The organism is Halosolutus halophilus (assembly GCF_022869805.1).
Taxonomy (GTDB): Archaea; Halobacteriota; Halobacteria; order Halobacteriales; family Natrialbaceae; genus Halosolutus; species Halosolutus halophilus.
Window position 1 is genome coordinate 1 of sequence record NZ_CP094974.1, and the last position, 26604, is coordinate 26604.

Here is a 26604-nt window from a genome sequence, read left to right on the forward strand (position 1 = left end):
CCGCCGGGACATTCGTCAGTGACTCCCGCCTCTCGCCGATGTGGGCGTCCGAACTCATTACTCGTTGCAACCAGTGCAAGGGGGATAAGCCCATTTCCAAAACGATTTGGGTTGTGAATGTGACATTACTCTATCCGTACGGCAGTAGTCCACCAATACCCTCGAAATCGGCCCGTAACGCGCTCGTTACAACTCTCGTGACCGTCACCCGTCCGCAGTAGTATCGAATCCCGTCCAATAGTTGGCCGATCGTACGCGTGGTCGCGGCGATCGGCGGGCGCAGTAGCGGTCGATTTCCCGACCGCGGTCGCGGTCTCGGCTGGCGATCCGCTGGACTCCACGCCCTTTTTGCGTCCACGGCCCGTACGAGACCGCATGCTCTTGGTACGCGGCCGCGCGGGGGGAACCGAACTCACCGGGACGCTGTACGAACGCGGTGAACGGGCCCCAACCTTTCGCGGCGCACCCGACGAAGACGCCGCGTACGTCTGGGTCTGTGACGAGTTCTACGAGGTCGACAGCGGTGGGACGACCCAGCTCGTCGACGGGCGGGAGGTCAACGTCGCGTTCGAATCCCCGATGCCGCGGGGGTTCGACACCCGCGATCAGGCGCTCGAACGGGCCAAAGAACACGTCCGGACGCAGTTCGCCCGGATCGGCGTCGATCCGGAAGCGGTCGAACTCGAGGTCGAGAAGGACGAGCCCGGCGATACCGACTGATACCGTCGGACGTCGACACAGGCTCCGAATCGCGCTCGGCAGTGCACGTCTCCCCTCCGTTCTCGATAGCGACTAGCGATACTCCGCGTCCCAGCGGTGATCGTCGTACGTCCGATCCCGGCTCGTATCGAACTGGATCTCGAGCGTGTCCCGGAGCGATCGCTTCTCCGCCCTCCCGATCCGGGCGAGTTCGTCCGCTTTCTCGACGATCGTCGGCGGTCCGTGGGCGATGGCCACGTCCTGGAGGAGTTGCATCGTCAGCCGCTCGCGGGTGTCCGGGTCGCGGGTGAACGCGTACGGGGCCTCGATCCGGTAGCACAGATCGTCGCGCGGGTCGTAGACGACGAAGAACGTCACCTCGTACCCCTCCGGGTCGAGTTCGCGGTCGACGCCGAGCGCGTCGCCGTCGATCGACAGGGGCCGATCGACGCCGCCGCGAGACCGGAACCAGTTCGTGTAGGTCAGACACGACGTGTCACGCTCCCAGCGTTGCCCCTCGACGTCGGGGACGTACTCGCCGCGCTCGAGGAGGCGGGTGAACAGGGCGGAGTCGTCGGCCCACGGAGCGCTAACGTCGGCGTCCCGCCTGGACTTCAGCGTCCGCGTGATGACTCGCGTCGCCGGGTTCTTGACGAAGCCGACCAGCGGTCGGCCCCGGTCGACGAACGTCTCGACCAGGCGGACGTAGTTCTCCAGGACTGTCTTCGGCTGCGGGTTCTCGAGCAGGAAGTCGGCGAGGTCGGGGTGCTGGTCGGCCCAGCGAAGCAATCCGCGCGGGTAGAGCGGCCCATCGAGCACGAGCAGGTCGTCGACGTCGTCGGCGTGGTCGCGGGCGTGGGTACTCTCGGCGAGGTACAGCGCCAACGCGTGGACGACGCCCTCGGCGAACCGCGGGAGCGGCGGGATCTTGACCGCTCGGCTCCGGCTGTAACCCTCGTCGAACTTCCCCCACGTCTCGTCGACCGTCATCGTCTCGTCGTTCGAATGGACCGTCATCACGGTGGTCCGCGATCGATGGAGGTCGAGGTCGCTCGGCGTCGCACTCATCGCGGCCTGTGCGATGTCGATGACGAGCCCGTTCTTGAACGTCGTCGGGTTGATCGTGCCCGCGTCGAGTCCGTGTTCGGTCGGGAACGGTCGATCGCGGAGGGCGACGTCCTCGCAGTCGACGAGTCGGCGGGACTGCTCGTCGACCGGTTCGACGATCGTCCGGCCCTCGTGGGCGAGGGGATCGAGGAACTCCGCCCAGACCGTCTCGGCGAAGGCACGGCGGTCGCGCTCGTCGGCACCGTGGTCGATCCGCCGTGCGAGGCGGGCGATGCCGTCGAAGTGGACCGGATCGAGTGTCATGCCCGGTGGCTCCCGGCGCACCCGCAAAAATCCAGTGGTCGCCGGTAGCCCGTGGTTAACTCGGGAGCGGGTAAATTATCATCAGAAAAATTATATGAGGCGATCGCATGGATGCGGATACCCGATGTCAAAGCGAGGTCTGGAGACGGCCGACTCGACCGACGATTCGATCAACTGGCGACAGACCAACTCCGGCGTGACGGTCTACGACGAGGACAACCCCGAGGCCTGGGTACACATGGAGTTCGAGGCCGGTGTTTCGCCCGAACACCGGCTGTTCATGATCTGTAACGAGTGTGGTGCCGTCTTCGCCCAGCGGAGCAAACCCGGAAGCGGCACCGTCTGTGGCGACTGCGGGACGACGTTCGATCACGACCACGCCTGACGACGTGCCCGGATCGGATCGCGCCGGCGGACGACTCGCGATCGATCGACGCGACACGGTAGTCAAATTTCTTATACGTTGGGTTCGTGCGATAGACTCGCCGCCCGTTTCGATTCACCGGTCCCGGGCCTGAATCGACAACGACAGCTAGTTACGCCCGGGTCCGTTCCCGTCGCACATGGACGCTGCGTTGATCATCCTCGACGGCTGGGGACTCGGCGACGGCGAGGGACGGAACGCGATCGAGGCGGCCCGGACGCCCGTGTTCGATCGGCTCGCCGACGCCGGCGCGTACGGGTCCCTCGAGGTGGCCGGCCGACGCGTCGGCCTCCCCGAGGGCCAGATGGGCAACAGCGAGGTCGGTCACCTGAACATCGGTGCCGGCAGAGTCGTCTACCAGGAGTACACCCGAATCTCCGACTCGATCGCGGACGGTTCGTTCCGGAAGAACGACGCGATCAACACGGCATTTACGAACGCCCGCGAGAACGACGGGAAGATCCACTTCGTCGGCCTCGTCAGCGACGGGGGCGTGCACTCGGACCACGAGCACCTGCACGCGCTGATCGAACTCGCCGGCGATCGGGACGTCGAGGCCGTCACGCACGCGATCACGGACGGCCGCGACACCTCGCCGACCGGCGGCCGCGACTACCTCTCGACGCTCGCGGACGTCGTCGACGAGCACGGGACGGGCGACGTGGCCACGGTGACGGGCCGGTACTACGCGATGGACCGCGACCAGAACTGGGACCGCACGAAGCGGGCCTACGACGCGATCGTGAACCGGGCGGCCGACCACGAGGCCGCGTCCGCGGTCGAAGCGATCGAGGAGTCGTACGACCGGGGCGAGACCGACGAGTTCGTCGAACCGACCGTTATCTCGGGACAACCGGCGCTCGAGGACGGCGACTCCGTCGTCTGGTTCAACTTCCGTTCCGATCGCGCCCGACAGCTCACCCGGATGCTCGCGGACATCCGACCCGGAGACTGGGCGGACGTGTTCGAGACGAGTCCGCCCGACGCCGAGGTCGTCATGTTGACCCAGTACGACAAGACGTTCGACCTCCCCGTCGCCTACCCGCCGACCCAGCCAAAGCAGGTGCTCGGCGAGGTGCTTTCCGACGCTGGCAAGACCCAGCTCCGGATCGCCGAATCCGAGAAGTACGCCCACGTCACCTACTTCCTGAACGGCGGTCGCGAGGTCGAGTTCGACGGCGAGATCCGAAAGATCGTCGAGAGCCCCGACGTCCCGACCTACGATCTCCAGCCCGAGATGAGCGCCCCCGAGGTCACGGATACGGCGATCGAAACGATACGATCCGACGACCCGGACGTGCTCGTGCTCAACTACGCCAACCCGGACATGGTCGGCCACACGGGCGATTACGAGGCCGCGATCGAGGCCGTCGAGGCGGTCGACGCACAACTCGGCCGACTCGTCGAGGCCCTCGAAGAAGCCGGCGCGGACGTCCTGATCACCGCTGACCACGGTAACGCCGACGACATGGGGACCGAGGAGGACCCGCACACGGCCCACACGTACAACGACGTGCCCTTCGTCTACGTTTCAGCCGACGACACGGCGGACGATCGGGACCTCCGCGAGGGCGGCACGCTCGCGGACATCGCGCCGACGATCCTCGAACTGATCGACGTCGATCAACCTCCCGAGATGACGGGTGAACTGCTGCTCGAGTAGCGGCGTTACGCTCGACCGGTGCGAGAGAATCGCTGCGAATTAGGACGCCAGTTCGGTTATAGAAATCCCGTCACGCATGTCCCAGCGCGTCGAAAACGAACCGACGGGAATGACAGCTACTCCATCACCGTCCTGGCCGCCGTCAGACGACGAGCGGACGTCGAGGCCGGAGACAAACTCCGATGGGTCGTCGACGAGGAGGGGGTTCTTTGCGTCGGCCGCTAGCTCACGTTCGACGGCCAACGGTGACAGCTCCACCGGAAGCAGCCGGTATTCCCGGTGACGGATCGTCGGCCGCTATCGCGACTACCGATCGAACTGTCAGTAACGGATAGTGCGTCGGGCGTGGATTTTCGCGTCCGGTGAGGACGATCGCACTCCCGACAGTCGTTCTCCCCGCCGATCGCGAATCGCCGATCGCTGTCTTCCGGTTCGAGCGGCCGTCGGTTCGGCCGGACGGTCACCGTTCGCGGCCCCGAATCAGTTCGGGGAGAGCCGGGATAGCGACCGATTTTGCGGCTACTGGGAAGATTATCACCCTCCGGTGGCAGGGTCCGGCTATGGGAGACCATCGCGACGATCACCGATTCGCCACACGAAGTATTCACGCCGGTCAGGAGTCGGACCCGACGACGGGGGCGCGAGCACCGCCGCTCTACCAGACCACCTCCTACGAGTTCGAGGACACCGAGCACGCTGCCGCCCTGTTCGGACTGGAGGAGTTCGGCAACATCTACTCGCGGATTATGAACCCGACGAACGCGATGCTAGAGGAGCGCATCGCGACGCTCGAGGGCGGGGTCGGTGCGCTCGCCACGGCCTCGGGGATGGCCGCGTTCGACCTCGCGACGTTCATCCTCGCGGAGGTCGGGGACAACATCGTCTCCTCCTCGGCACTGTACGGCGGCACCTACACCTACCTCACCCACACCGTCGCGAAACGCGGGATCGAGACGAAATTCGTCGACACGCTCGACTACGAGGCCTACGCGGAGGCGATCGACGACGACACCGCCTTCGTCCACCTCGAGACGATCGGCAATCCCGCCCTGGTGACGCCCGACATCGAGCGCATCGCCGACATCGCCCACGACCACGACGTGCCGCTGTTCGTCGACAATACGTTCGCGACACCCTACCTGTGCCGACCGCTCGAACACGGCGCGGACCTCGTCTGGAACTCCACGACGAAGTGGATCCACGGTGCGGGCTCGACCGTCGGCGGAATCCTCGTCGATGGCGGCTCGTTCCCGTGGGACGAGGGCGATTATCCCGAACTCACCGAACCCAATCCGGCCTACCACGGCGTCAACTTCCACGAGACCTTCGGCGAGCGGGCGTTCGCGATCGCCGCGCGCACCCGCGGCCTGCGGGATCTGGGGAACCAGCAGTCCCCGTTCGACGCCTGGGTCACCCTGCAGAAACTCGAGTCGCTCCCGCTCCGGATGGAGAAACACTGCGAGAACGCCATGGCAGTCGCGGAGTACCTCGAGGACCACTCGAAGGTCTCGTGGGTCAACTATCCCGGCCTCGAGAGCCACGAGACCCACGCGAACGCCCGCGAGTACCTCGACGGCGGCTACGGTGGCATGATCACGTTCGGCCTCGACGGCGGTTACGATGCCGCCGAGACGGTCTGCAACGAGGTCGACCTCGCGAGCCTGCTGGCGAACGTCGGCGACGCGAAGACCCTGATCATCCACCCCGCGAGCACGACCCACCAGCAACTCACCGAGGAGGAGAAACTGGCCAGCGGCGTCACGGACGACCTCGTACGCCTCTCGGTCGGCATCGAGGACGTCGACGACGTGATCGCGGACCTCGATCGCGCGATCGAGCAGGCCTGAGTCCACGGCTGTCGCGGTCGATCGCGTCGACAGTTCCCCGCGGTCGGACCGATCCACCCCGTTACGTCCGCCGGGTTTCCCCTCGCCGGTAAGGTCTCCCGGCGCGACTGGTCGGTCATGACTACGGGACCCCTCACGTCCGACGCCGTCGATCGGTTCGTAACCACCTGCCTGGATTCCGTCGGGGAGGAACTGCGGTCGGTCACCTGCTTCACCCGCGACGACTTCGAGCAGGTGTACCTGCGCGAGGGCCTGGAGCGCAACGCCGATCTCGACACGTTCATCGGCAACGAGTGGTGCGGCTTCAAGGTCACCCAGGCCGCCAACGAGGGGTCGGAACTCGGGGCGTACCGGTACACCATCCGCGTCTTCGAGAACGGCAACCGCCTCCGTGTCACTTCCGAGCGCGAAGGCGTGTTCGTCACGACCGACGACCTCACGCTCGAGGAGTTCGCGGACCTCGCGTCCGTGCTGGGCGACGAACTCGAGCGTCGGGCGCTCGAGCGACCGGTCTAGCGATCGCGCGTCCGCTCCGCTCCGTCCTCGGACTCGGACTCGGACCGCGCGGTCGCTGGCTGATCCGCGCTCGACTCGGAGCCGATCGGGAGACCCGACCCGAGTTCCCCGTGGATACCGAGCAATCGTGCGAAACGCTGGCGCTCTGCGGCGTGTCTGTCGAGAGACATGCTGACCAGCATGCCTGGATCCGTTGTAGTAATGCGGAGCGTTTCCCCTGGAAATCCACGACTACCGTCGTGAAACGATCCCCGCGCCGACCGGCGGTTTCACGATCAAGCATCGACAACGACGGACCCCTACAGCGTAACACCCTTCTCCGCCAGGCCCGTCTCCCCTCTCGATGACCGACTTTCCAGCGCCCGTCGAGCGCGAACTCGACGCCCACGACGCCTTCACGCCAGCCGACGACGGCTACGAACTCACGACGACGGTCTTCGACGCGACCGTCACCGCCGACGAGGCGGAGGGGAAGCGCGACGGCCGTTTCACCGCCACCGTACTCCTGCCGGCCCTCGACGCTGCGGTGGCCGGGGAGTCCGTCGCGCCCGTCGTCGAAGACGGCTGGTTCGAGACGCTCGAGCGCCGGCTGCAGGACGTTTTCACTGTCGCCCACACGAGCACCCACGATGAGCCCGTCGTCGATCGGGACGGCGACGAAGTCACCGTTACCCTGGAGTACGTCGCCTGGAACGCCGGCGAGGGCGTCGAGGACGCCAAGGCTCTCATCGAGTTCGTCGAGGGAACGTACGCACAGGGAATCATTCCGGGCTACGAGTACCGCGGCGAGGCGGCGACGCTGCTCGAGAACGCTCAGAACCGCGGTCAGCAGGCTGCGGACGGAGACGGGAGTAGCGGCGGGATGCCGATGTAACTCGTTGCCGGCGATTGCCAGCGATTGCTGTGGCCGGGAACGCGGTTCTCGACTTTCTCGAGCCGCGTTCCCCGGGGAAGGGCGGGTTTAACACCCGATTACCGACCGCGAGCGACCAGCGGGAGCGAGCGGGCCGACGACTGACTCGGAGTGAGCATTGCGAGCGGAGCGGAAGGAGGAGTGCTTTTCATCCAGGTTTTGCCGCGGGCGCGGCTTCGCCGCACCCGCAGCGCAAAAGTCGGGCTCTAGTCCATCGCGATGTACGTCTGCGTGTCCTCGATCCCGCTGATGCCCTGGATCTGGGTCGCCGCGATCTCCTTGACTGCGGCGGGCGTCTCGACCTGCGCTTTCGCGATGATGTCGACGTCGCCGGCGACGATGTGGGCCGACTGGACCCCCTCGATCGATTCGACGCTGTCTCTGAGCCGATCCGCCTCGCCCGTGTTCGCTTTGATCATGACGAATGCCGTAACCATCAGTTGACACCTCCGGCGTCCGCGTTGGCGGCCGCGAGATCGGGATTCTCACCGACCAGCAACTGTCTGACGTCGCTCAACACCTCGAAGTCCGCGAGCACGACGAGCCGATCGCCGTCCTCGAGCGAGAGGTCCTCACTCGGTATCTCGAGGGGCTGGCCGCGTTTGCCGAACGCGAGGACGGTCGCGTCGGCCGGGAGATGCAGTTCGCTGATCGTGTAGCCGTTGACGGGTGCGCTGTTGGTGATCGTGAGTTCGACGACCTGCAGGTTCTGGGCGATGTCCGCGATCGCGCGGATGGTGCCGCCGAGGAGGGCGTTCTTGGCGCCGATCGCGCCGAGGCGTTCGGGGTAGATCACCTCGTCGACCTCGTGGGCGTACTTCCGGTAGATCCCCTCGCGGTAGGCCTCGTCGATGCGCATGATCGTCCGGGCGCCGTAGTGGTCCCCGATCATGCAGGCGGTGAAGTTGACGTTCAGGTCGCCGGTCAGCGCACCGAGTGCGTCGGCCTCCGCGATGCCGGCCTCTGCGAGGAGGTCTTCCCGGGAGCCGTCACCGACGACGACGGAAAATCCCTGTTCCCGGGCTCGTTTGACCTTCGTTTCATCGCGCTCGATGATCGTCACCTCGTGGCCCTCCTCGCGTAAGACACGCGCTGTGCGCAGACCGACCCGTCCTGCGCCGATGATCACGAACCGCATGGACAGGGGTACGCTCGCCCCCGTGAATAAGTTTGCCCCGGTGTAACATACCACTCGTTCGAAGATCGACCAAAGGCTTTAGTCGTGTGAGGGAGTACCACACCAGCGAGACAGATGGTTCACGCGTTTATTATGGTGAAGACGGCCGCCGGGAAGTCCGAGGGGCTGCTCGCGTCGATAAGGGGCCTCGAGATGGTCACCGACGCCCACATCGTCGCCGGCAACTACGACATCATCACGGAGGTCGACGCGGAGCAAGTCTACGACGTTCTCAAGGTCGTCTCTTCGAATATTCAGAGTCTCGAGGGCGTGACCGACACGAAGACGTACATCGCGATGGACTAGATGCCAGCTTGTACCGAGGGACGCTGCGCTGTGTGCGCAGACACTAGCGCGGCAAACTGCAGCGTAAAAGCTGGACCAGAAGCACTCCTCTCCGTTTCGTTCACTGCGTTCACTTCACGTCGGTCGTCGGCCCGCTCGTACCCGCCGGTCGCTCGCGGTCGGTAATCGCCCGGATAGAACACCGACATCGATTTCGGGCGAGCGGTCGGTCGATGGCTGATCCGTGGATGCGACCGTTCGGAAGAGTTCTCCTCGAGTAGAGACCCATTCGTCGACGTACTCGTGATGGAGGCTACGGTAGTGTCGGTAGGCATCGACCGTCGCCGTCGCAATCCGATCCCTGAGGGCGGATCCGGCGAACTCATCAGCGAGCGCATCGGCCGTTGTGACGCTGGCGTCGTCGAATAGCGAAAAGCGACTACTGAACGATCGACCTCCTCCCCCGCGTGAACACGGGGGAATCCCACCATGGGATTTCAGGCCGAGTGTCGCGGCCCGTTGGTTTCAAGACGCGTACGTTCCATGTGTCACCTGCTGGGTTTCAGCATCGGCATGGCTGTCTTGTGGCCCGGTCAATGAGGTCGTTCGAAAATCGAAGATTTTCGTGATCACGAGAGACGAAGTCTCTCGAACGACCCCATCCGTAGCCGAGTCATCGTCACCGGCCTTCTGTCGGGAATACTGGTCGCTTTGGCGGTGACTCTCTCCACTACGGTAGCGGTCTGCGATGTTTATCGCCCCGTTCACGTCCGCTTGGTACTCTGTAACCCAACAGTCGTCGTTCGAACAGCGGAACGTCGACTGTCGTGGTCGATAGCCGATCTCGCCGCAGGCGTGGCATGCTTTCGACGTGTTCCGAGGATCCACCGTCTCGACGGGAATCCCCTTCTCGACAGCTTTGTACCGGATCTGTGCGTAGTTTCGCGAAGCCCCATCCGTGCAACCGTCGGTTCATGTATTCGCCGTAGTCCATGTTCTCACGGATGTACGTCAGGTCTTCCAGCACCAGCACAGGATTCTCAACAGACTCAGCGTATTTGACGACTTCACGGGTCACACGGTGGAACACGTCGTCGATCTGGTTCCACAGTGCGTGACCGTAGGACTCGGCAATTCGTTTACTGCCACGCTTCTGAAGTCGCCGTGTGGCAGTGAAGTAGGTTTTTCGGAGCCGCCGAACGGCTTTGCCGTCGTCGGCCCACAGTTTGGGGCGAACCGGAGATCCGTTCTCGTCGCGGTGACACACCGTGACGAGACTCGCTTCTCCGACGTCCACACCGATCGGTGTCCGCTCGTCGGCAGTCATCGACGAGTGATCCACTACGTCGCGGGTAGCGGTGACGTGAAAATACCACGTTTCGTCCCGCTCGACGAGCCGACACTCTCCCATTTCCGCTCCACCCGCATATAGGGCTTCCAACCACTCCCGCTGTTCTGGATTCGGTTGTGCGGGCACCCAGAGGTGGTAGTCGTCGTGGTGCGGGATTTTGACGTACCATTCAAGAGCGTTCTGGGGCTTGTGGTCGAGCTTCGGGCCTTCGTTCGTGAAGCGGACGGGATGGTCGTCGTGAAGTTCTTTCGCGTCGTAACTACCGCCACAGAGCTGTGGGATGTACTATTCCTCGCTGTTCGGGAGCAGGACGTCACTCACTGGGAGGCGTTCTTCGAGTCGTTCGACCTGCCCACTGCATTCGAGCGCCAACCGAGAGAAGAGCTAGCGGGGCCGCTGCAGATCGTGCTCGATCCTCAACCATCGCTCGAGATCGACCACGTCGGAGGCTATCCGGTCATTCCACGGGCGGAGACGATCGAGTATATGCGTGACCATTACGTGCAGTTCCAGTCAGCCCTCGCGATGGTCGACCGAATGTACGACGACCTCGGTGTTGCCTACCGAGAGTGAGAGAGCCCAATCATGAGTTTCCACAATCGGAGTGACGCACTCATCGAACTCTCGGGGAACTCACCCAGAGTAACCACGAGTACGTGCTCGTCGGCGGCTACGCTGTGTCCGCATTCGACGCACGCTTTTCGACAGATCTCGATATCGTCGTTGCACCGAACTCTAAAGAGGAATTCGTCGACTTTCTCGAAACTCGTGGATTCGAGGAAACAGATAGTCACGCCAAGCAGTGGTTCTACGATACGGAAGTGATCGAGTACGAAAAGCGACTCGCACCCCAGCAGCCGATCGGTTTCGATTTGCTGGTGAATGGGCTCGGCTGTCGACAGACGGAGGCACAGTGGTCGTTCGACTATCTGTTCGATCGGGTCAGGAACTCAGTACTCGAGTTCCCGCGCCGATTCCTCCGCGGCGAACTCCTCGAGCCGGGCCCGCTGGTCGGCCAGCCTGGGCGGAACTTCGTCGTAGACGGGTTCGAACACGTCGTCCGGATCGGGCAGGGGCGTCGATTCGGCGATTTCGACCGCCTCCTCGAGTTCCCGTTCGGTCTCGGCTTCGATCTCGCCGACGAGGTCGTCGTCGAGCACCCCTTGCTCGCGGAGGTAGGACTCGTACCGATCGAGCGGATCGCCGGTCCGCCAGTCGGGCAGGTCGTCGCTGTCGTCGCGGTACCGCGAGGGATCGTCGCTGGTCGTGTGGGCACCCTGCCGGTAGGTCAGGCTCTCGACGAGGACGGGGTTGCCCTCGCGAGCAGCGTCGAGCGCCTCGCTGACGACCTCGCGGACCGCGAGCGGGTCGTTGCCGTCGACGCGGACGCCCTCGAAGCCGTACGCCTCGGCCTTCTGGGCGATGGTCGCGCTCGCGGTCTGGCGCTCGCGAGGGAGCGAGATCGCCCAGTGATTGTTCTCGCAGAAGAAGACGACCGGGGCGTCGAAGACGCCGGCGAAGTTCAGTCCCTCGTGGAAGTCGCCCTCCGAGGTCGCGCCGTCGCCGAAGTAACAGCAGATTGCCTCCCCGGAGTCCGTGTAATTGGCGGCCATTCCCAGCCCCGCTGCGTGGGGGATCTGGGTCGCGATCGGCACCGACTGCGGGAACACGTTCAGGTCGTGGTCGGAGGTGTACTCGGGGTAACCCCGTCGAAAGAGGAGGATGTCGCTCATCGGCACGCCGTGGGCGATCTGCATCGCGTTCGATCGATACGTCGGGACGAGCCAGTCGTCCGCGGCGAGGGCGTGGGCAGCCCCCACCTGCGAGGCTTCCTGCCCCTTGAACGGCGGATAGCCGCTCATCCAGCCCCGTCGCTGGAGGGCGAGTGCCCGTTCGTCGAACCGGCGCGCCCGCACCATATCCCGGTAACACGCGAGGGCGTCCTCGACGGGTACTCGGCTCGCTGCAAGCGACGTCTCACCAATGACGCGGTGCATGGAGGCACGTCACTGGCGGCGGTGAAAGTGATTGCGAAGTAAGCTAATCCGCTGACTTTAGTCGTGGGTTTCCGCGCTGTTCGACCTGCGACCTCCGGACTGAACGCGCGTCCACAGCGGCCGCCGATCGACGGCCTACTCGTCCGTCTCGAGCGCCGACGCGAGGACGCGTTCGACCCGATCGAGCACCGCCTTCGGCTCCTGGCTCGCGTCGACGCGGACGAACCGATGGGGGTCGCGCTCAATCAGTCGCTCGTAATTGTCCCGGACTGCCGCGAGGTACTCGGCCCGTTCGAACTTGTTCGTCGTCCCGGCCCGCTCGGCGGCCGTCTCGGGGTCGAGATCGAGGTAGATCGTCAGGTCGGGTTCGATCGAGAACGGGTCGTGGACGTCGACGACGTACTGGAGCGGGTCGTCGAGTCGGTCGTCGAGACGTTCGGTCGCCGCGAGCGTTGCCCCCTGGTAGGCGAAGCGGGAGTCCGAGTATCGATCGGAAACCACGAGGTCGTCGCGCTCGAGGGCGGGTTCGATCACCCGCGAGAGGTGGTCGGCGTGGTCCGCGGTGTACAGAAAGAGTTCCGCGAGCGGGTCGGCGTCGTCGTCCGAGATCGATCGAGAGACGGCCTCGCCGTACCAGGAATCGTCCGTGGGCTCGCGGGTGAACACCGCATCGGGATAGCGCTCCTGCAGGGCTTCCCAGACCGTCGTCTTCCCGCTGCCGTCCAACCCCTCGAGCGTGACCAGCATGTTCGCACCTCGTCGTGACGAGTACTACAATCTGTCGAGAGGCCGCGTCGCGACGGCGACCCCCACAGCGTAGCCGATCAGCTATTTACCGTCTCGCGTATACGTTCCCGGTATGAAGGTCCTCGTTGCCGGCGGTACGGGTTTCATCGGGACGAACCTCTGTACGGAACTGCAAGAGCGCGGCCACGACGTCACGGCGCTGTCCCGCGATCCGGACGGGAGCGACCTTCCGTCCGGCGTCGACCTCGCGATGGGCGACGTCGGCGCGTACGACTCGATCGTGGACACCGTCGCGGACCACGAGGCCGTCGTCAACCTCGTCTCGCTGTCGCCCCTGTACAAGCCGCGAGGCGACCTGAGTCACGAGGACGTCCACCTCGGCGGGACCGAGAATCTCGTCCGCGCCGCCGAGGCGGGTGACGTCGATCGATTCCTCCAGATGAGCGGCCTCGGCGCCGATCCGAACGGCGAGACCGAGTTCCTCCGGGCCAAGGGGAAGGCCGAAGACGTCGTCAGGGAGTCGGATCTGGCGTGGACGATCTTCCGGCCGTCGGTAGTGTTCGGCGACGGCGGCGAGTTCGTCGAGTTCACGAAGACCCTGACGACGCCGTTCGTCACGGCGCTCCCTGGCGGCGGCGAGACCCGGTTCCAGCCCATCTGGGTCGGCGACCTCGTCCCCATGCTCGCCGACGCGCTCGAGGACGAGGCCCACGTCGGCGAAATCTACGATGTTGCCGGCCCACAGATCGTCACGCTCGCGGACGTGACGGAACTCGCCTACGAGGCCGAGGGGAAGTCCGTCACCATCCTGCCGATTCCGATGTCGGTCGCGAAACTCGGACTCACGGCGGCGGACGCGCTCCCGTTCGTCCCGTTCGGCCCGGATCAGGCGCGATCGTTAGAGATGAACAACACCGTTGTCGACAACGACGTCACGGCGTTCGGCGTCGATCCGGAGGAACTGCGGACGCTCCGGTCGTATCTCGATATCGAACCCCGGCCAGTTCGTGAGTCGCGACAGTCGACGTGACCGATCGACCGGCCGTGAGCCACGACAGTCGGCGCGACCGGCCGATCGGTGAGCGTCGAGCGATCGCTCGCGGAGACGCAGCGGTTACTGGCGGGGATCGGCCCAAAGACTTACCATAAAGGGCTGTACCTCTGATAGTAATACCCGTTTTCACGACCGAAGTAACCCCCCGAATAGCGGTGCTGTCGTGTGGTTTCGAGTAATACAAAATTATGCGAGAAATTCACATAATCAGAAGATTTATATTCTTAATACCACTGTTACCAATCCAACGGAGCCCCCTGACAAACAATGAAGCTGGCGATGATCGGATTCGGACAGGCCGGTGGCAAAATCGTCGATCGATTCCTCGATTACGACGATCGCACCAACAGCGGGATCGTCCGAGCGGCGATCGCGGTCAACTCCGCGAAGGCGGATCTCATCGGTCTCGAGAATATTCCACAGGAGAATCGCGTACTCATCGGCCAGGCCCGCGTGAAGGGCCACGGCGTGGGTGCTGACAACGAACTCGGCGCGGAAGTCGCCGAAGAGGACATCGACGAGGTCCAGAACGCGATCGATCAGATCCCGACCCACGAGGTCGACGCGTTTCTGATCGTCTCCGGCATGGGCGGTGGCACCGGCTCGGGTGGTGCGCCCGTCCTCGCGAAGCACCTCAAGCGCATCTACACGATTCCCGTCTACGGGCTGGGCGTCCTGCCGGGCACGGACGAAGGCGGGATCTACACGCTCAACGCGGCGCGATCGTTCCAGACGTTCGTCCGCGAGGTCGACAACCTGCTCGTTTTCGACAACGACTCGTGGCGACAGACCGGCGAGTCCGTCGAGGGCGGCTACGAACAGATCAACGAGGAGATCGTCCGCCGCTTCGGGATCCTCTTCGGTGCCGGCGAGGTGGGTGACGGCCAGGAGGTCGCCGAGAGCGTCGTCGACTCCTCCGAGATCATCAACACGCTCTCCGGCGGTGGTGTCTCCACCGTCGGCTTCGCGAGCGAGGAGGTCGAACTCAACAGCGGGGGCGGACTCCTCTCGCGGTTCACCGGCGATGCCAGCGCCAGCGACGACGATCTCGACGCCGCGAACACGACCAACCGCATCACCAGCCTCGTCCGCAAGGCCGCGCTCGGCCGGCTCACGCTCCCGTGTGAGATCGAGGGCACCGAGCGAGCCCTGCTCGTGCTCTCCGGGCCCTCGGAGTACCTGAACCGGAAAGGCATCGAACGCGGCCGCAAGTGGCTCGAAGAGGAAACCGGGAGCATGGAGGTCCGTGGCGGCGACTTCCCCCGGAGCGAGCCGGAAGTCGCTGCTGCCATCCTGCTGTCGGGCGTGACGAACGTCCCGCGGATCAAGCGGCTGCAGCAGGTCGCGATCGAGGCACAGGACAACATCGACGACATCCAGTCCGAGAGCGAGGAGAACCTCGAGGAACTCGTCGAGGACGACGAGGACGAACTCGAACCGCTGTTCTGAGCCACCGGCGTCGTTGCGACGTCGGGCTCCGACAGCAGTTGCACCCGTCTCGGGAGAGGGGAACCGGACCGTCGCGCCGCCGGGCCTCGCGCCAGCCACTCCGACGTGTTTTTGAGCGCGTACCGGCTACGTCCTGCAGATGCAGGTCGTCGTCCCGTTCGCCGCCGAAACCCCGAAGACGCGGCTCGAGCCCGTGCTCGATCCCGACGAGCGGTCCACGTTCGCGCGGGCTATGCTCGCGGACGTCGTGACGACCGTCGTGGACGCGGGCCACGAGCCGATCGTCCTGTCGACGTCGGCCCTCGAACTCGGGGTCGACGCCGCGACGATCGCGGTCGACGACCGGCCACTGACGCCCGCCGTCAACGCACGGCTCGCGACCGCGGACGGTCCCGTTGCGATCGTCATGGCCGACCTCGCGCTGGCGACGCCGGCGGCGCTCGAGCGACTGTTCTCCCGGGACGGCGACGTCGTGATCGCGCCGGGACGGGGCGGCGGAACGAACGCACTCGTCGTTCGCCACCCCGGGTTCCGGGTCGACTACCACGGCGCGTCCTATCTCGATCACCGTGCGATCGCCCGCGAAGTCGGGGCGGACGTCGAGACGATCGACTCGTACCGGCTCGCGACGGACGTCGACGAACCGGCGGATCTCGTCGAGGTGCTCGTCCACGGCACCGGGCGGGCCCGGGACTGCCTCCGTGAGTTCGGATTCGAACTCGAGACGTCCGCGGGTCGGGTCGACGTCACCCGCGTCTCGGCGGCGCGGGACTGACACTGCGCTGGTGATCGTCGACCGCGAGCACGGTGTCGGACGGCCAAAGTGAAGCCTTATGTGCGCCGCGACGACACTCCGACGTGATGCTTCCCGGGGCGAGCGAGTACGGTATCGACCTGTCGATCGACGACGCGGCCGTAGCGACGCTGCTGGACGTCGGGCCGGAGGACGTCGCCGGCCCGTCGGAGCTGACGTTCGCACGGAACGTCTTCGTTCCCCTGACGACGGCCTGCCGGTACACCTGTACCTACTGTACGTACTTCGATCCGCCGGGACGGGCGTCGCTGCTCTCGCTCGAGGAGGTCCGGGAGATCTGCCAGCGCGGAGCCGACGCGGGCTGTACTGAGGCGCTTTTCACCTTCGGGGACGACCCGGACGATCGCTACACGGAGATCCACGATCAGCTCGCGGAGTGGGGCCACGACTCGATTCACACCTACCTCCGCGAGGCCTGCGAGGTCGCCCTCGAGGAGGGACTGCTCCCCCACGCCAACCCCGGCGACCAGACCCGCGAGCAGATGGCCGAAGTCGCGGCCGTCAACGCCAGCATGGGCGTCATGCTCGAGTCGACCGCCGCAGTCGACGCCCACGCCGGCCCGCGAAGGAAGGAGCCGGCCCAGCGCCTGCGAACGATCCGGAACGCCGGCGAACTCGACGTCGCCTTCACCACGGGCATTCTGGTCGGTATCGGCGAGACGTGGCGCGATCGGGCCGAGAGCCTGCTCGCGATCGCCGAGATGCACGACAGGTACGATCACGTACAGGAGGTGATCGTCCAGCCGGTGGTGGAGAACGAGCGCTGGTCCGACGGCTCGCCCGCCCTCGAGACGATGCGCCGCGTGACGGCGATGGCTCGCGTCGCTTTGCCGGAGGACGTCTCCGTGCAGGTCCCGCCGAACCTCGCGCCCGCCCGGGACCTGATCGACTGCGGCGTCGACGACCTCGGCGGCGTCTCGCCGATCACCGACGATCACATCAACCCCGACTACGAGTGGCCCGCCCTGCGGGAACTCGAGGAGATCGCCGAGACAGCGGGGCTCCCCCTGCACGAACGCCTGCCCGTCTACGAGCGGTTCCTGCCCGCCGACCTGCGACCGACGGACTTCGACGGGGTGCCCGCGGAAGGGGCGGACGACGGCGACCGGGAGTGGATCTCCCCGACGATCCGATCAGCCCTCGCGGCCGACGACGCGGCCGGTGACCGCTACCGGGGCGTGCTCCGGGACGGCACTCCCGGTTGACGATCGTCACAGCCGTTTTTCCGCGCGTCGCGGCCGCTTCTCCGCTACGTCGCGACCGTTCTCCTTCTCGCATCCGACGACTTATTGTGGGCTGACCACTACCTCCTGGTATGGTGTGCCACAACGTACCAATTCAATCCGTCCCTCGCATCTGCGGTGGTGAGCCGGCGTGAGCGACGACCGACCGCCGACGGAGGACGACTCCACTGCGGAGGGGACACCCGACGACGGCGACGATCGAACCGGCGCGAGCGGATTCCGCTTCGAGGCCGGACTCCGGTCGCTCACGGACCTCCTCGATGCCCTCGTCGACGTGACGGTCACCGACGTCCTGCCGCCACCGGCCGAACGGACTGATCGGTCGACTGACCGACGACGTCGGTCGGGTGACGACCCCCTCGGCTTTCACGCGACGCGTCGGCGGCCATCATCGGCTGCCGGACCCCTCGTCGACACCCGGCGCGCCGACGGCGAGTTCGTCGTCACCGCCGACGTTCCGGACGCGAGCAGGGACGACGTCTCGGTCGGTATCGATCCGCGGACCAGCGAGGTGGTGATCACCGTCTCGGGGGTCGTCCTCGAACGGGTCGCGACGCCGTGGCGATCGGTCGAGGCGACCAGGGTTCGGTTCAACAACGGCGTGCTCGAGGTCAGGCTGCGGCCGGACGACTCCTGATACGGACTGCTGTACCGATGTACCGGGCAACTACCGACGGATCGCTGTTGCGCCGAAACTGACGGTCAGCAGTCCGTATGACTCCGACTCGATCGGCGGGCTATCGGGACGCGGTGATCCCGAACCGATCGTCGTCGGTCCGCTCGAGGGTCGCTTCCTCGCGGAGTTTCACGACCCGTCCCGTCGGATTCGACTCGACCGCGGCGCTGGCGTCGATCGACTCGAGGGTGCCGAGCAACTGCGCTTTCGGCGGCTTCTGTGCGGCGGCGCAGTCGTAAATCGTGAGCAGTCCGCGATCGCTCGCCTCGCGCTCGTAGACGACGATCTGGGCGTGGTTCGGCAGGTGCCACCGGTCGTCGTCGATCGGGACGAGATGATTCATATCGGGGGAACGGTCGGGGCCGGGAAAAAGCTGATCCGGCGTCATACGGTTTACTGTAAGTCATTTCCGGCGCAACCGCCGCCCGGATCGCGGTTGCGCCGGTACATCGGTACAGCAATCCGTATCAGTCGTCGGCCGGCATCGGTCGCTCCTCGTCAGTCAGCAGCGGCGTCCCGTCCGCCTTCGGCCCGAGGCGCGGCCCGAACGGCGGGTCGTCGGGGTCGACGACGCGCCGTTCGTCGTAGCCGGTCGATCGCTCGACCGGGACGCGGCCGATCGAGGCGATCATCTCCACGTAGTCCGCGAACGACCGGTACTCGCCGTACTCGCCGCCGGCGCGTTTGGTGATCTCTTCGGAGAGAATCGTCCCCATGAAGTCGTCCGCGCCGCAGTTGAGCATCTTCAGCCCGCCCTCGTCGCCGTACTTGACCCACGAGGACTGGACGTGGTCGATGTTGTCCAGAAAGAGCCGCGAGACGGCGATCATGAGTTCGTCCTCGGCCTGCGAGGCCCCGCCCGAGACGACGTCGTGTTCGAACAGCGGCGTGTTCTGGTGGATAAAGGACAGCGGGACGAACTCCGTGATCGCGCCGTCGACGCGCTCTTGCAGGTCGCGGACCCGTTTCAGGTGCAGCGCGCGGTGGGCCTCGTTCTCGACGTGGCCGTACATGATCGTCGCCGTGAGGCCGAGACCGACGTTCGCGGCGGCTTCCATCGCTTCCAGCCAGTCCTCGGTGCCGATCTTGCCGGGACAGATGACGTCGCGGACTTCGTCGACGAGGATCTCGGCGGCCGTGCCGGGGACGGTGTCGAGGCCCGCCTCCTGGAGTCGGCCGTAGACCTCCTCGTAGGACCAGTCCGTGCCGCGGCGGGCGTGGTACCCCTCCTCGGGCGTCATCGAGTGGACGTGGACGCCGTCGACGCTCATCGCCGACATCTGGTCCGCGTACGTGCCGGGGCTGGTCTCGTAGACCTCGGGCGACTTGTAATTGACCGCCTTCGGCTCCGGGTGGGCCTCGAGGATCTCCCGGTGTTCATCGTCCAGCGCGAACGCGGGGTGGAGTCCGGAGACCGAGGTGACCTCGTAGATACCGCGATCGACCGCGTCGGAAACGATCTCGCGGGACTCGCTCGGCGTCTTCGTGAAGCCGGCGGTCTCCACCTCGGCGTCGCGTTCGAAGGTGTGGGCGGCGTCCTTGAAGTTGCAGAACAGACAGCCCACGTTACAGGCCGTCGTGACGTTGTTGTTCAGGTTCGCGACGAAGGTGACCTCCTCGCCGACTACCTCGGCGCGACGCCGATCGGCCGCCTCGAGCACCCGCTCTTTGCGGTCGCGGCGGATGCCGTCGACGTCCGTTCCCGTCGTCAGTAACTCGATCGCGTCGTCGACCGTGAGGCGGTCGCCGGCGCGGGCTTTCGCGAGTGCGTTCTCGAACGACTGGTCGGTCTCGGGAACGTAGTCGAACGTGAGGTCGGCGTCGGTCACCGGTCGCTCCATCGTCGTACCGATGCTGGTACAGTGAGAAAAGGGTGATGGATCGTCCTTTCGTTCGATCGAGCCGATCACGTCTCGGTCAGGACGATCGATCGCTCCGTCTCACTCGCAGAATCCCGCTGCCCGACGTGCTCACGACGCGTCCTTCTCGTTGCGGGCAGTGGCGACGAGGATCACCCGTGCGGCCTCGTCGGGGGCATCCCAGTGGGGGTAGTGCCCGCACCCCTCGAACCAGTACACCTGTGCGCTGGGGAACCGGTTCACGGCGCGTTTCGCCTGCCGGGGAAGGGTGACCCGATCCTTGCTCCCCCATCCGATCACGACGGGTCCCGGTGTGGAGTCAGTCCCCGGCTGGCCGGGACCGAAGGCTAATCGACGCAACAGTTCGTCGAACGAGGGTGAGCCGGCGAAGGTCCGCAGCTCTTCGCGGGCGACGTCGGCGGACAGCTCCCAGGGGCGCGCCGAGAGCTGGGCCAGGAGTAGGGTTCGACCCACGGCACTGGCGGTCAGTCGGTCCATCACCGGCTGCAGCGCGCGGACGAGACGGATCGACGGGGCGAGCGTCGCGTAGAAGAAGTACCGCTCCCAGCCCGTCCAGAATCCACCCGGATCGAGCGCGACGGTCGCGCCGACGGTCCCCCGGCGCGCGAGTTCGAGAACGAGCCGCCCGCCCATCGAGTTCCCGACGACGTCGACCCCTTCGAGATCGTGTGCGTCCAGAAACGAGGTGACGGCCCCGGCGAGGGTGTCGATGGAGACCTCGCCGAACAACGGCGGCGTCTCACCGTGGCCGGGGAGATCCACCGCGATCACCTCGCGTTCGGCCGCCAGTTCGTCGAGCACGGGCGTCCACGTCCGCCAGCTTCCGCCGAGCCCGTGAACGAGAAGGAGCGGCTCCCCGGTGCCTCGCCGGATGTGGTGCATCTCCATACGCTTCGATCGGCTGCCAGCCGTGTAGGGCTTCTGCACCGGATTTTATATAAAACATACACGGGCTGGCCCGATACTGAAACCTTCTTACGGTCCGGACACGGCAACTGGGATATGAACTGCGGCGGCGGACAGATCCTGGGGTGGTCCGTATGACGAGTGTCAAAGAGTTTCGAATCGAAGACGAAGCGACCGCCGACAACCTCGGTCGCGGCTCGTTCGTCTTCACCGACGACTACTCCGTCTTCGACTGGGGGAAGATGCCCGACCAGATCCCCCAGAAGGGGGCGAGTCTCTGTTCGATGGGCGCGTTCAACTTCGAACTGCTCGAGTCCGAGGGCGTCCCGACCCACTACCGCGGTGTTGTCGAGCGTAGCTCGACAGACCGTCGGACTGCGTCCGACGAGGACGTCGAGGACGGCGACGTCGTCCCGCTCGCGGACGTCGAGAACCCGCCCCGGGAGATGGCGATCGACCTCACGCAGGTGCCCGACCTGCCACACGAGGGCCGGGAGTACGACTACGAGGCCTACCACGCCGACGCCGGCTCGAACTATCTCGTTCCGCTGGAGATCGTCTTCCGCAACCGCGTCCCCGTCGGATCGAGTCTGCGCCGGCGGACCGACCCCGCAGACCACGGTCTCGACCTCGCGGAGTGGCCCGACGAGGCCGTCGACCTCGACGACCCGATCGTCGAGTTCTCCACGAAGTACGAGGAGAGCGACCGCTACCTCGATCGCGAGGAGGCCGACTCCATCGCTGGCGAGGCCGACATCGACGACCTCGAGTCGATCGCCCGCGAGGTCAACCGGATCGTCACCGAGCAGGCCGACGCGGCCGGACTGGTCCACGAGGACGGCAAGATCGAGTGTCTCTACTACGATGGGGCGGCTGCTGCCGCGGACGGTGAGCGGGCTAGCGGGCCCGCGAACGGCGAGATCCGCGTCGGCGACGTCGTCGGCACGTTCGACGAAAATCGCTTCAGCTACGAGGGGACCCAGCTTTCGAAGGAAGTGATTCGCCAGTACCACAAGCGCACCCAGCCGGAGTGGGTCGAGGCCGTCTCCGAAGCCAAGGCGGAGGCGAAACGAACGGACGTCGCCGACTGGAAGGGGCTGTGTGACGTCGATCCCGAGCCCCTCGACGAGTCGGTGATCGAGACCGCCCGTGACATGTACTGCGCCGGGGCCAACGCCTACACGGGTCGCGAATTGTTCGACGCGCCGCCGCTCTCCAGCGCGATCGGAGCGGTCCAGCGTCTCTGATCCGGCCACCCCGGCGGCCCGCCGGCGGGCCTCGTCCGCGCGAATTCCTCCCCGTCGTTCGTGAGACGTGATACCACGTTTCGAGCGTCAACGGCGGCGGTTTGCTACAATACTCGACGAACAAAGTAACCCTCATATGGTGGGAGTAACGAGTGGCTGGTGAGCACAAATGACGGCTCCCATCGGTGGACTCGCAGCGAGTATCGTCCCGACCAGTCCGACCGGCGCGATCGCGATCGTCGCCAGCGTCATGCTGACCCTCACCATCGCGGTATTCGCGTTCCTCGCGATCGCACCCCTCGTCTCCGAGACGTGGACGGAGCAACTGAACGCCACCCCGAACGGCGGCCCGTCGATCGAGCGGACCACCGACGAGGCCGACTGAATTCGCTGCCCGACGCGAATCGTTCTTCGGTCGCTGCGAATCGAGAGGGGTCCGTTTCGCCCCGCGACGAGCCCGTAACTCGGTACGATCGCCGGAACGAGCGCTCGACGGTCGCATCGACGAGTACGCGGCGGTTCGAGCGTTGTATACGCACGTTCCGCCGGATCGCTCTAGCCCCTCAGATGTATGTCGTTCGCGGTGGTACGGCATCCGAGTTGATCTCATGACCGACCACCACGCAGAACGGACCCGCGAACTCGGGGTCGAATTCGGCGAACTCCACTCGAAACTCGGCGAGCACGGCTATCCGGCCACGAACGAGGAACTCGTCGACATCTACGGCGAGTACGCGATCCAGCTCCCGTCGGGGTCGACCCTGCTCGAAGAGGTGCTCGGCCCGGTCGCCACCGAGACGTACGATTCCCCCGCGGAGGCCCGCGAAGCGATCTTCAACATGGTCGACAGCAGGGCTATCGGGCGAAAGTACTACTCCGATCGAACGCCGCCGGCCCTCGGTGAACGACGGCCGGACGAGCAACTGTCGTTTTGACGGGCCGGCTTCACAGGGGCGGCTGACTGCCCGTTCGCCGCCGTGGGTGATCAGCGTCGGTTCACCCGATCGCTCGAGAGGACGAGCGCCCCGTCACTCCCCTGCCCTGTCCAATTCGGGGCGGAGAGACTGACGCTACAGATCGTACTGTTCGCGCACCAGGTGTGCCATCCCGCGCTCTTCGAGGACGTCCATCGGCGCGAGCATGTCCAACTGGACGACGCCCGGAAGCCGGCCGATCTGGACGCCGCCGGTGAAGGTACACCGCGATCGGACCTCGCCCTCGCTCATGTCGAGCAGTTTCCCGGCTCGATCGAAGGCGTTCTCGGTCGCGTCGTTGATCGTCGCGCCCGAGCCGATGACCTGGATCGGCCCCACGTCGTCCTCGATGTCGACGCCGTGCTTTGCGGCGAGTTCCCGGCCGGTCTCGAGTTCGTCCTCGCTGTAGGGTTTGCTGATGAACGGGAGGTCCTCCTCGTTGGGCAGCAGGATCGGGCCGTCGACGTCGAGCCCCTTGATGACCTCGACGTCCAACGTGACGGTGCCGCTGACGTCGGTCGTGTGCAGGGAGAGCTCGCCGTCGCCCTGGTTGGCGTGCAGGTCGCCGACGTAGACGCCCGCACCGTCGACCTTGACGGGACAGATGAGCGTCGCGCCCGCCCGGACCTCCGGGACGTCCATGTGACCGTCGGTGCGCTCTTCGAGATCGGCCTCGCTCTCGAGCCCCCAGTCGTGTTCCGCGCCGACGAGGAACTGGCCGAAGTCGCCCGCGTTGTGCGAGTCCGGCAGTTCGACGGGCGGCGTCGTGCCGACGTTCCCGATGAACGGTCGCAGGCGGCCGAGCGTGCCGGGCATCTCCGAGGGCTCGTACAGCAGGATCGGGTGCTGGCGGGAGTTTTCGGGGATGTCCATCACGTCCTCGGCGTCTTCCGCGAGTTCGTGGGCTCCCGCCTCGTCCATCGTGAGGCCGACGGTGTGGTCGTCGTCGAACGCGACGGTGTAGCCGTACTCGAAGCCGAACGCCGACGCGTTCGCGCCACACTCCGCACAGCGGATGGCGTCCTCGCCGGTGCCCTCGACGACGGAGTCGGGCCACTCCGTCCCGCACTCGGGACAACGGTGATCGACGAACGGATCGTCGCTGAAGGCCCCCTCGCGCTCGCGCATCGAGCCCGTACTCGTCGCGAGACTCGTCACGTCGATCTCTCGAATCCGCAGCGCGACCGCGTCACCGACCTCGGCGTTCTCGACCCGGATCGGTCGCGTTACCTCGTGGCCGCCGCGGAACTCGGGGGTGATCATCGGCCCCCAGCAGGCCGGGGGCGTGTACGTCTCGATCGTGCCGCCGTCGGCCACGGTTCCCGCCCACTCCTGGTCGGGACCCACGAGGCCGAGCGTGTACTGGTCGACGGACAGCTCTTGCTGGATTTCTCGTTGTGCCATACCACACCAGACTACGACGTCCCCGTCGATAAACCCTGCAGTAGCACGCGTGTCTGCCGCTTACGTTCCGGATTCGTGATGCGAAGCGAGACCGATCGCGGCTTCGATCGGGTCACGAGTCGAGGCGACCGTCGCGCTCGCCTCGCCGGCCTCGCGTTCACCGCGAGCGAGAGCGTCGGGTAGCGATCCTTGCAACTGAGTGCCCAATCCCGAAACCGTCCACCGTCGAAGTCGGTCGTATGCAGGACACCGAGTTCTACGGACTCGTCCGGGAAGCGGGCCACCTGGACACGACCGATCGTGCACAGGTTGCGACCGAAGCCGTCCTCGAGACGCTCGGCGAGAGCCTGACGGGCGGCGAAGCCGGGGACGTCGCCAGGCAGTTGCCCGACGAACTGGCAGCGATCGTCGAACACGCGGCCCACGACGCCGCCGGCTACGACGGCGACGAGTTCATGGAGCGCGTGAGCGAACGACTCCGCGGAACGGACGTCGAACCGGACGACGCGGAACGCTACGCCGATGCCGTCACCGACGCCATGGCGGTCGCGCTCACCGACGGGCAGTTGCAGGACCTGAAGGCACAACTCGACGACGACCTCCACCCGCTGTTCGAGGGCGTGATGATCGATCGGGAGAACGTCTGAGTTCGCGGTCCGGGCGCGAGTTCTCTCGGGTGGCCGAATCCGCCGCAACAGGTTCGTTGAAGTGTGTCTCGTTCGTCTTGCCACCCGATGATCGATTCGACGGACGAAGACGGACCCGACTGTCACCGCTGTGGTGTGGCTGTCGCGTCGACGGGCGAACAGCGAGTCGTGAGCACGGTCGAGGACGGAGAGGCGATCCACACTCACTTCTGTAGCGACGATTGTCTGACGGCCTGGGAATCCTGATCCGGACCTCGCCTTCCGTGGCCGCGAAACGACCACGGTGTGACGTGCATAACGTGCGATCGAACGACCGCGCTTTCGCGTCGGTCGCGCGTCCTGTGACTACTCGTCGGCGACCGCCGTCCCGATCCCGTCGACCGGCCGGTCCGGCGTGACGTCGTCCATCTCCTCGGGCAGTCCGAGCTGGTAGCGATCGCCGTTCTCGCGGACGCTCGTGCGGCCGCGGTGGACGGAGACGTCGCCGTTCAGGTGGAGTCGGACGGCCTCCAGCAGGGCGTCGGCCTCCAGCGGCTGGCCGCGGCGTTTCATATCCTCGAGATCGGCGTCGTCCGGGACGTCGAACGCTCGCTGGGTGATGATCGGTCCCTGGTCCAGGTCGGTCGTGACGTAGTGGGCGGTGACGCCTGCGACGCGGACGCCCTCGTCGAGGGCCTGTCTGTAGGCCTCGGCACCGGGGAACGCCGGTAGCAGGGAGGGATGGACGTTGATGATGCGGTCCTCGTACCGGAAGACGACGTTGGGGGAGAGAATGCGCATGTAGCGCGCGAGGACGATCAGGTCGACGTCGTACTCGCCGAGCACCTCCAGCAGTCGCTCTTCGTTCTGTTGTCCGCCGTCGTCGCCGACGTCGTGGAACGGCACGTCGTAGTGCTCGGCCAGCGGCTGGAGGTCGTCGTGGTTGCCGATGACGACGCCGATGTCGGCCCCGAGGTCGTCGTTGGCCCAGGCCTCGAACAGCGCCTCGAGACAGTGACTCTCCTTCGTCACGAGGACGGCGATTCGCTGGTGGTCCCGATCGGCCGGGAACCGAACCTGCACGTCGAGTCCGAGGTCGTCACCGAGGTCGTGGAGGTCCGCGCGTAGCGTTTCCTCGGTACAGACCATCTCCGAGGTATCCACGGCGAGATACATCCGGAAGACGCCGTCCCGGACCGCCTGGTCTAAGTCCTCGATGTTGATCCCGCGCTCGAACAGGAGGCTCGTGACGCGAGCGATCAGTCCGGTGTCGTCGTCCCCGATGACCGTGATTTCGGTCAGGTCAGTCGTCATCCCGCCACCTCCGCTCGAGCGAATGT

At 65.7% G+C, this 26604-nt stretch carries 29 protein-coding genes and 4 pseudogenes; 19 read left to right on the plus strand and 14 right to left on the minus strand.

Annotated features, from left to right (window positions below; all coding sequences use genetic code 11):
- Positions 1 to 375: 375 nt before the first annotated feature.
- Positions 376 to 720 carry a DUF7113 family protein gene (locus tag MUG98_RS00010; protein WP_265110139.1) on the plus strand — a complete coding sequence of 115 codons (345 nt, stop codon included), beginning with the start codon at positions 376 to 378 and terminating at the stop codon, positions 718 to 720.
- A gap of 72 nt (positions 721 to 792) precedes the next feature.
- On the opposite strand, the gene MUG98_RS00015 is transcribed toward MUG98_RS00010, so the two are convergent.
- Positions 793 to 2070 (minus strand): DNA double-strand break repair nuclease NurA, encoded by a 1278-nt coding sequence (locus MUG98_RS00015; protein ID WP_265110140.1) that lies wholly within the window; start codon positions 2068 to 2070, stop codon positions 793 to 795.
- Between the two features lie 124 nt (positions 2071 to 2194).
- Here MUG98_RS00015 and MUG98_RS00020 point away from each other — a divergent pair, with 124 nt between their 5' ends.
- Both MUG98_RS00020 and gpmI read left to right on the plus strand, forming a co-directional pair.
- On the plus strand, positions 2195 to 2455 hold the full coding sequence (locus MUG98_RS00020; protein ID WP_265110141.1) for a hypothetical protein: 261 nt from the start codon (positions 2195 to 2197) through the stop codon (positions 2453 to 2455).
- Positions 2456 to 2633: 178 nt separating this feature from the next.
- Complete coding sequence (gpmI, locus tag MUG98_RS00025) at positions 2634 to 4157, plus strand: 2,3-bisphosphoglycerate-independent phosphoglycerate mutase (protein ID WP_265110142.1); 1524 nt, start codon at positions 2634 to 2636, stop codon at positions 4155 to 4157.
- A gap of 39 nt (positions 4158 to 4196) precedes the next feature.
- Here the strand turns inward: gpmI and MUG98_RS25460 are convergent, their stop codons facing one another.
- Entirely contained in the window at positions 4197 to 4400 is a 204-nt protein-coding gene (locus MUG98_RS25460) for a hypothetical protein (RefSeq protein ID WP_265110143.1), read from the minus strand.
- A gap of 317 nt (positions 4401 to 4717) precedes the next feature.
- On the opposite strand from MUG98_RS25460, the gene MUG98_RS00035 reads away from it, so the two are divergent.
- Entirely contained in the window at positions 4718 to 6004 is a 1287-nt protein-coding gene (locus MUG98_RS00035; RefSeq protein WP_265110144.1) for an O-acetylhomoserine aminocarboxypropyltransferase/cysteine synthase family protein, read from the plus strand.
- A 117-nt stretch (positions 6005 to 6121) separates the two neighbouring features.
- The gene (locus MUG98_RS00040; RefSeq protein WP_265110145.1) at positions 6122 to 6520 is read left to right on the plus strand and encodes a DUF7522 family protein; all 399 of its coding nucleotides are present in this window, start codon (positions 6122 to 6124) and stop codon (positions 6518 to 6520) included.
- Here MUG98_RS00040 and MUG98_RS00045 read toward each other — a convergent pair.
- Positions 6517 to 6690 carry a hypothetical protein gene (locus MUG98_RS00045; RefSeq protein ID WP_265110146.1) on the minus strand — a complete coding sequence of 58 codons (174 nt, stop codon included), beginning with the start codon at positions 6688 to 6690 and terminating at the stop codon, positions 6517 to 6519. The genes MUG98_RS00040 and MUG98_RS00045 overlap by 4 nt on opposite strands.
- Positions 6691 to 6863: 173 nt before the next feature.
- Here MUG98_RS00045 and MUG98_RS00050 point away from each other — a divergent pair, with 173 nt between their 5' ends.
- Complete coding sequence (locus MUG98_RS00050; protein ID WP_265110147.1) at positions 6864 to 7394, plus strand: DUF5813 family protein; 531 nt, start codon at positions 6864 to 6866, stop codon at positions 7392 to 7394.
- A gap of 245 nt (positions 7395 to 7639) precedes the next feature.
- Here MUG98_RS00050 and MUG98_RS00055 read toward each other — a convergent pair whose 3' ends face one another.
- Both MUG98_RS00055 and MUG98_RS00060 read right to left on the minus strand, forming a co-directional pair.
- Positions 7640 to 7870 (minus strand): Lrp/AsnC family transcriptional regulator, encoded by a 231-nt coding sequence (locus MUG98_RS00055; RefSeq protein WP_265110148.1) that lies wholly within the window; start codon positions 7868 to 7870, stop codon positions 7640 to 7642.
- A complete protein-coding gene (locus tag MUG98_RS00060; protein ID WP_265110149.1) occupies positions 7870 to 8571 on the minus strand; it encodes a potassium channel family protein in 702 nt (233 codons plus the stop codon). The genes MUG98_RS00055 and MUG98_RS00060 overlap by 1 nt, the downstream gene beginning before the upstream one ends.
- 114 nt (positions 8572 to 8685) lie before the next feature.
- On the opposite strand from MUG98_RS00060, the gene MUG98_RS00065 reads away from it, so the two are divergent.
- Positions 8686 to 8916 (plus strand): Lrp/AsnC family transcriptional regulator, encoded by a 231-nt coding sequence (locus tag MUG98_RS00065; RefSeq protein WP_265110150.1) that lies wholly within the window; start codon positions 8686 to 8688, stop codon positions 8914 to 8916.
- 168 nt (positions 8917 to 9084) lie between these two features.
- Here MUG98_RS00065 and MUG98_RS25295 read toward each other — a convergent pair.
- A pseudogene (locus MUG98_RS25295) lies at positions 9085 to 9345 on the minus strand (hypothetical protein); the annotation flags it as partial.
- Positions 9346 to 9420: 75 nt separating this feature from the next.
- Positions 9421 to 10531: pseudogene (locus MUG98_RS25465) on the minus strand (RNA-guided endonuclease InsQ/TnpB family protein); the annotation flags it as partial.
- Here MUG98_RS25465 and MUG98_RS25310 point away from each other — a divergent pair.
- Positions 10532 to 10835, plus strand: a pseudogene (locus tag MUG98_RS25310) (RNA polymerase subunit sigma-70); the annotation flags it as partial.
- Positions 10832 to 11184, plus strand: a pseudogene (locus MUG98_RS25315) (nucleotidyltransferase domain-containing protein); the annotation flags it as partial. The pseudogenes MUG98_RS25310 and MUG98_RS25315, both read left to right, overlap by 4 nt.
- A 12-nt stretch (positions 11185 to 11196) precedes the next feature.
- Here MUG98_RS25315 and pdhA read toward each other — a convergent pair.
- Complete coding sequence (gene pdhA, locus MUG98_RS00080; RefSeq protein WP_265110152.1) at positions 11197 to 12243, minus strand: pyruvate dehydrogenase (acetyl-transferring) E1 component subunit alpha; 1047 nt, start codon at positions 12241 to 12243, stop codon at positions 11197 to 11199.
- 135 nt (positions 12244 to 12378) lie between these two features.
- The gene (gene tmk / locus MUG98_RS00085; protein WP_265110153.1) at positions 12379 to 12990 is read right to left on the minus strand and encodes a dTMP kinase; all 612 of its coding nucleotides are present in this window, start codon (positions 12988 to 12990) and stop codon (positions 12379 to 12381) included.
- Positions 12991 to 13102: 112 nt separating this feature from the next.
- On the opposite strand from tmk, the gene MUG98_RS00090 reads away from it, so the two are divergent.
- The 5 genes from MUG98_RS00090 (at position 13103) to MUG98_RS00110 (ending at position 18188) form a co-directional block, all read left to right on the plus strand.
- Positions 13103 to 14020 (plus strand): complex I NDUFA9 subunit family protein, encoded by a 918-nt coding sequence (locus MUG98_RS00090; RefSeq protein WP_265110154.1) that lies wholly within the window; start codon positions 13103 to 13105, stop codon positions 14018 to 14020.
- Positions 14021 to 14311: 291 nt separating this feature from the next.
- Complete coding sequence (locus MUG98_RS00095; RefSeq protein WP_265110155.1) at positions 14312 to 15493, plus strand: tubulin/FtsZ family protein; 1182 nt, start codon at positions 14312 to 14314, stop codon at positions 15491 to 15493.
- Between the two features lie 139 nt (positions 15494 to 15632).
- The gene (gene cofC, locus MUG98_RS00100) at positions 15633 to 16268 is read left to right on the plus strand and encodes a 2-phospho-L-lactate guanylyltransferase (RefSeq protein WP_265110156.1); all 636 of its coding nucleotides are present in this window, start codon (positions 15633 to 15635) and stop codon (positions 16266 to 16268) included.
- Between the two features lie 86 nt (positions 16269 to 16354).
- Positions 16355 to 17512 carry a 7,8-didemethyl-8-hydroxy-5-deazariboflavin synthase subunit CofG gene (cofG, locus tag MUG98_RS00105; protein WP_265110157.1) on the plus strand — a complete coding sequence of 386 codons (1158 nt, stop codon included), beginning with the start codon at positions 16355 to 16357 and terminating at the stop codon, positions 17510 to 17512.
- A gap of 169 nt (positions 17513 to 17681) precedes the next feature.
- Positions 17682 to 18188 carry an Hsp20/alpha crystallin family protein gene (locus MUG98_RS00110; protein ID WP_265110158.1) on the plus strand — a complete coding sequence of 169 codons (507 nt, stop codon included), beginning with the start codon at positions 17682 to 17684 and terminating at the stop codon, positions 18186 to 18188.
- A 100-nt stretch (positions 18189 to 18288) separates the two neighbouring features.
- Here MUG98_RS00110 and MUG98_RS00115 read toward each other — a convergent pair whose 3' ends face one another.
- The 3 genes from MUG98_RS00115 to MUG98_RS00125 form a co-directional block, all read right to left on the minus strand.
- Positions 18289 to 18570, minus strand: coding sequence for a hypothetical protein (locus tag MUG98_RS00115; RefSeq protein ID WP_265110159.1), 282 nt, complete (start codon positions 18568 to 18570; stop codon positions 18289 to 18291).
- 124 nt (positions 18571 to 18694) lie between these two features.
- The gene (gene cofH, locus MUG98_RS00120; RefSeq protein WP_265110160.1) at positions 18695 to 20068 is read right to left on the minus strand and encodes a 7,8-didemethyl-8-hydroxy-5-deazariboflavin synthase subunit CofH; all 1374 of its coding nucleotides are present in this window, start codon (positions 20066 to 20068) and stop codon (positions 18695 to 18697) included.
- A 129-nt stretch (positions 20069 to 20197) separates the two neighbouring features.
- Positions 20198 to 20995, minus strand: coding sequence for an alpha/beta fold hydrolase (locus MUG98_RS00125; RefSeq protein ID WP_265110161.1), 798 nt, complete (start codon positions 20993 to 20995; stop codon positions 20198 to 20200).
- Between the two features lie 152 nt (positions 20996 to 21147).
- On the opposite strand from MUG98_RS00125, the gene MUG98_RS00130 reads away from it, so the two are divergent.
- The 3 genes from MUG98_RS00130 (at position 21148) to MUG98_RS00140 (ending at position 23195) form a co-directional block, all read left to right on the plus strand.
- Positions 21148 to 22260, plus strand: a complete 1113-nt coding sequence (locus MUG98_RS00130; RefSeq protein ID WP_265110162.1) for a phosphoribosylaminoimidazolesuccinocarboxamide synthase — start codon at positions 21148 to 21150, stop codon at positions 22258 to 22260.
- Positions 22261 to 22429: 169 nt separating this feature from the next.
- Entirely contained in the window at positions 22430 to 22645 is a 216-nt protein-coding gene (locus tag MUG98_RS00135) for a hypothetical protein (RefSeq protein ID WP_265110163.1), read from the plus strand.
- Positions 22646 to 22868: 223 nt separating this feature from the next.
- Positions 22869 to 23195 (plus strand): DUF5789 family protein, encoded by a 327-nt coding sequence (locus tag MUG98_RS00140; RefSeq protein ID WP_265110164.1) that lies wholly within the window; start codon positions 22869 to 22871, stop codon positions 23193 to 23195.
- 135 nt (positions 23196 to 23330) lie between these two features.
- Here the strand turns inward: MUG98_RS00140 and MUG98_RS00145 are convergent, their stop codons facing one another.
- Positions 23331 to 24638: an acetamidase/formamidase family protein gene (locus MUG98_RS00145; protein ID WP_265110165.1), complete on the minus strand. Its 1308-nt coding sequence runs from the start codon at positions 24636 to 24638 to the stop codon at positions 23331 to 23333.
- Between the two features lie 239 nt (positions 24639 to 24877).
- Between MUG98_RS00145 and MUG98_RS00150 the strand changes: the two genes are divergently transcribed.
- On the plus strand, positions 24878 to 25285 hold the full coding sequence (locus MUG98_RS00150) for a DUF2267 domain-containing protein (RefSeq protein ID WP_265110166.1): 408 nt from the start codon (positions 24878 to 24880) through the stop codon (positions 25283 to 25285).
- Positions 25286 to 25372: 87 nt separating this feature from the next.
- Positions 25373 to 25531, plus strand: coding sequence for a DUF7576 family protein (locus MUG98_RS00155; protein WP_265110167.1), 159 nt, complete (start codon positions 25373 to 25375; stop codon positions 25529 to 25531).
- A 99-nt stretch (positions 25532 to 25630) separates the two neighbouring features.
- On the opposite strand, the gene MUG98_RS00160 is transcribed toward MUG98_RS00155, so the two are convergent.
- Positions 25631 to 26578: a formyltetrahydrofolate deformylase gene (locus MUG98_RS00160; protein WP_265110168.1), complete on the minus strand. Its 948-nt coding sequence runs from the start codon at positions 26576 to 26578 to the stop codon at positions 25631 to 25633.
- Positions 26579 to 26604 lie beyond the last annotated feature (26 nt).

Coding starts and splice junctions, on each gene's coding strand:
- cofH (WP_265110160.1), bottom strand. CDS start 20,068: ATGGAGCGACCGGTGACCGACGCCGACCTCACGTTCGACTACGTTCCC.
- MUG98_RS00155 (WP_265110167.1), top strand. CDS start 25,373: ATGATCGATTCGACGGACGAAGACGGACCCGACTGTCACCGCTGTGGT.
- pdhA (WP_265110152.1), bottom strand. CDS start 12,243: ATGCACCGCGTCATTGGTGAGACGTCGCTTGCAGCGAGCCGAGTACCC.
- cofC (WP_265110156.1), top strand. CDS start 15,633: ATGCAGGTCGTCGTCCCGTTCGCCGCCGAAACCCCGAAGACGCGGCTC.
- MUG98_RS00090 (WP_265110154.1), top strand. CDS start 13,103: ATGAAGGTCCTCGTTGCCGGCGGTACGGGTTTCATCGGGACGAACCTC.
- MUG98_RS00140 (WP_265110164.1), top strand. CDS start 22,869: ATGACCGACCACCACGCAGAACGGACCCGCGAACTCGGGGTCGAATTC.
- MUG98_RS00010 (WP_265110139.1), top strand. CDS start 376: ATGCTCTTGGTACGCGGCCGCGCGGGGGGAACCGAACTCACCGGGACG.
- cofG (WP_265110157.1), top strand. CDS start 16,355: ATGCTTCCCGGGGCGAGCGAGTACGGTATCGACCTGTCGATCGACGAC.
- MUG98_RS00050 (WP_265110147.1), top strand. CDS start 6,864: ATGACCGACTTTCCAGCGCCCGTCGAGCGCGAACTCGACGCCCACGAC.
- MUG98_RS00130 (WP_265110162.1), top strand. CDS start 21,148: ATGACGAGTGTCAAAGAGTTTCGAATCGAAGACGAAGCGACCGCCGAC.
- MUG98_RS00015 (WP_265110140.1), bottom strand. CDS start 2,070: ATGACACTCGATCCGGTCCACTTCGACGGCATCGCCCGCCTCGCACGG.
- MUG98_RS00095 (WP_265110155.1), top strand. CDS start 14,312: ATGAAGCTGGCGATGATCGGATTCGGACAGGCCGGTGGCAAAATCGTC.
- MUG98_RS00020 (WP_265110141.1), top strand. CDS start 2,195: ATGTCAAAGCGAGGTCTGGAGACGGCCGACTCGACCGACGATTCGATC.
- MUG98_RS00035 (WP_265110144.1), top strand. CDS start 4,718: ATGGGAGACCATCGCGACGATCACCGATTCGCCACACGAAGTATTCAC.
- MUG98_RS00125 (WP_265110161.1), bottom strand. CDS start 20,995: ATGGAGATGCACCACATCCGGCGAGGCACCGGGGAGCCGCTCCTTCTC.
- tmk (WP_265110153.1), bottom strand. CDS start 12,990: ATGCTGGTCACGCTCGAGGGGTTGGACGGCAGCGGGAAGACGACGGTC.
- gpmI (WP_265110142.1), top strand. CDS start 2,634: ATGGACGCTGCGTTGATCATCCTCGACGGCTGGGGACTCGGCGACGGC.
- MUG98_RS00150 (WP_265110166.1), top strand. CDS start 24,878: ATGCAGGACACCGAGTTCTACGGACTCGTCCGGGAAGCGGGCCACCTG.
- MUG98_RS00115 (WP_265110159.1), bottom strand. CDS start 18,570: ATGAATCATCTCGTCCCGATCGACGACGACCGGTGGCACCTGCCGAAC.
- MUG98_RS00040 (WP_265110145.1), top strand. CDS start 6,122: ATGACTACGGGACCCCTCACGTCCGACGCCGTCGATCGGTTCGTAACC.
- MUG98_RS00160 (WP_265110168.1), bottom strand. CDS start 26,578: ATGACGACTGACCTGACCGAAATCACGGTCATCGGGGACGACGACACC.
- MUG98_RS00055 (WP_265110148.1), bottom strand. CDS start 7,870: ATGGTTACGGCATTCGTCATGATCAAAGCGAACACGGGCGAGGCGGAT.
- MUG98_RS00135 (WP_265110163.1), top strand. CDS start 22,430: ATGACGGCTCCCATCGGTGGACTCGCAGCGAGTATCGTCCCGACCAGT.
- MUG98_RS00045 (WP_265110146.1), bottom strand. CDS start 6,690: ATGTCTCTCGACAGACACGCCGCAGAGCGCCAGCGTTTCGCACGATTG.
- MUG98_RS00065 (WP_265110150.1), top strand. CDS start 8,686: ATGGTTCACGCGTTTATTATGGTGAAGACGGCCGCCGGGAAGTCCGAG.
- MUG98_RS00060 (WP_265110149.1), bottom strand. CDS start 8,571: ATGCGGTTCGTGATCATCGGCGCAGGACGGGTCGGTCTGCGCACAGCG.
- MUG98_RS00145 (WP_265110165.1), bottom strand. CDS start 24,638: ATGGCACAACGAGAAATCCAGCAAGAGCTGTCCGTCGACCAGTACACG.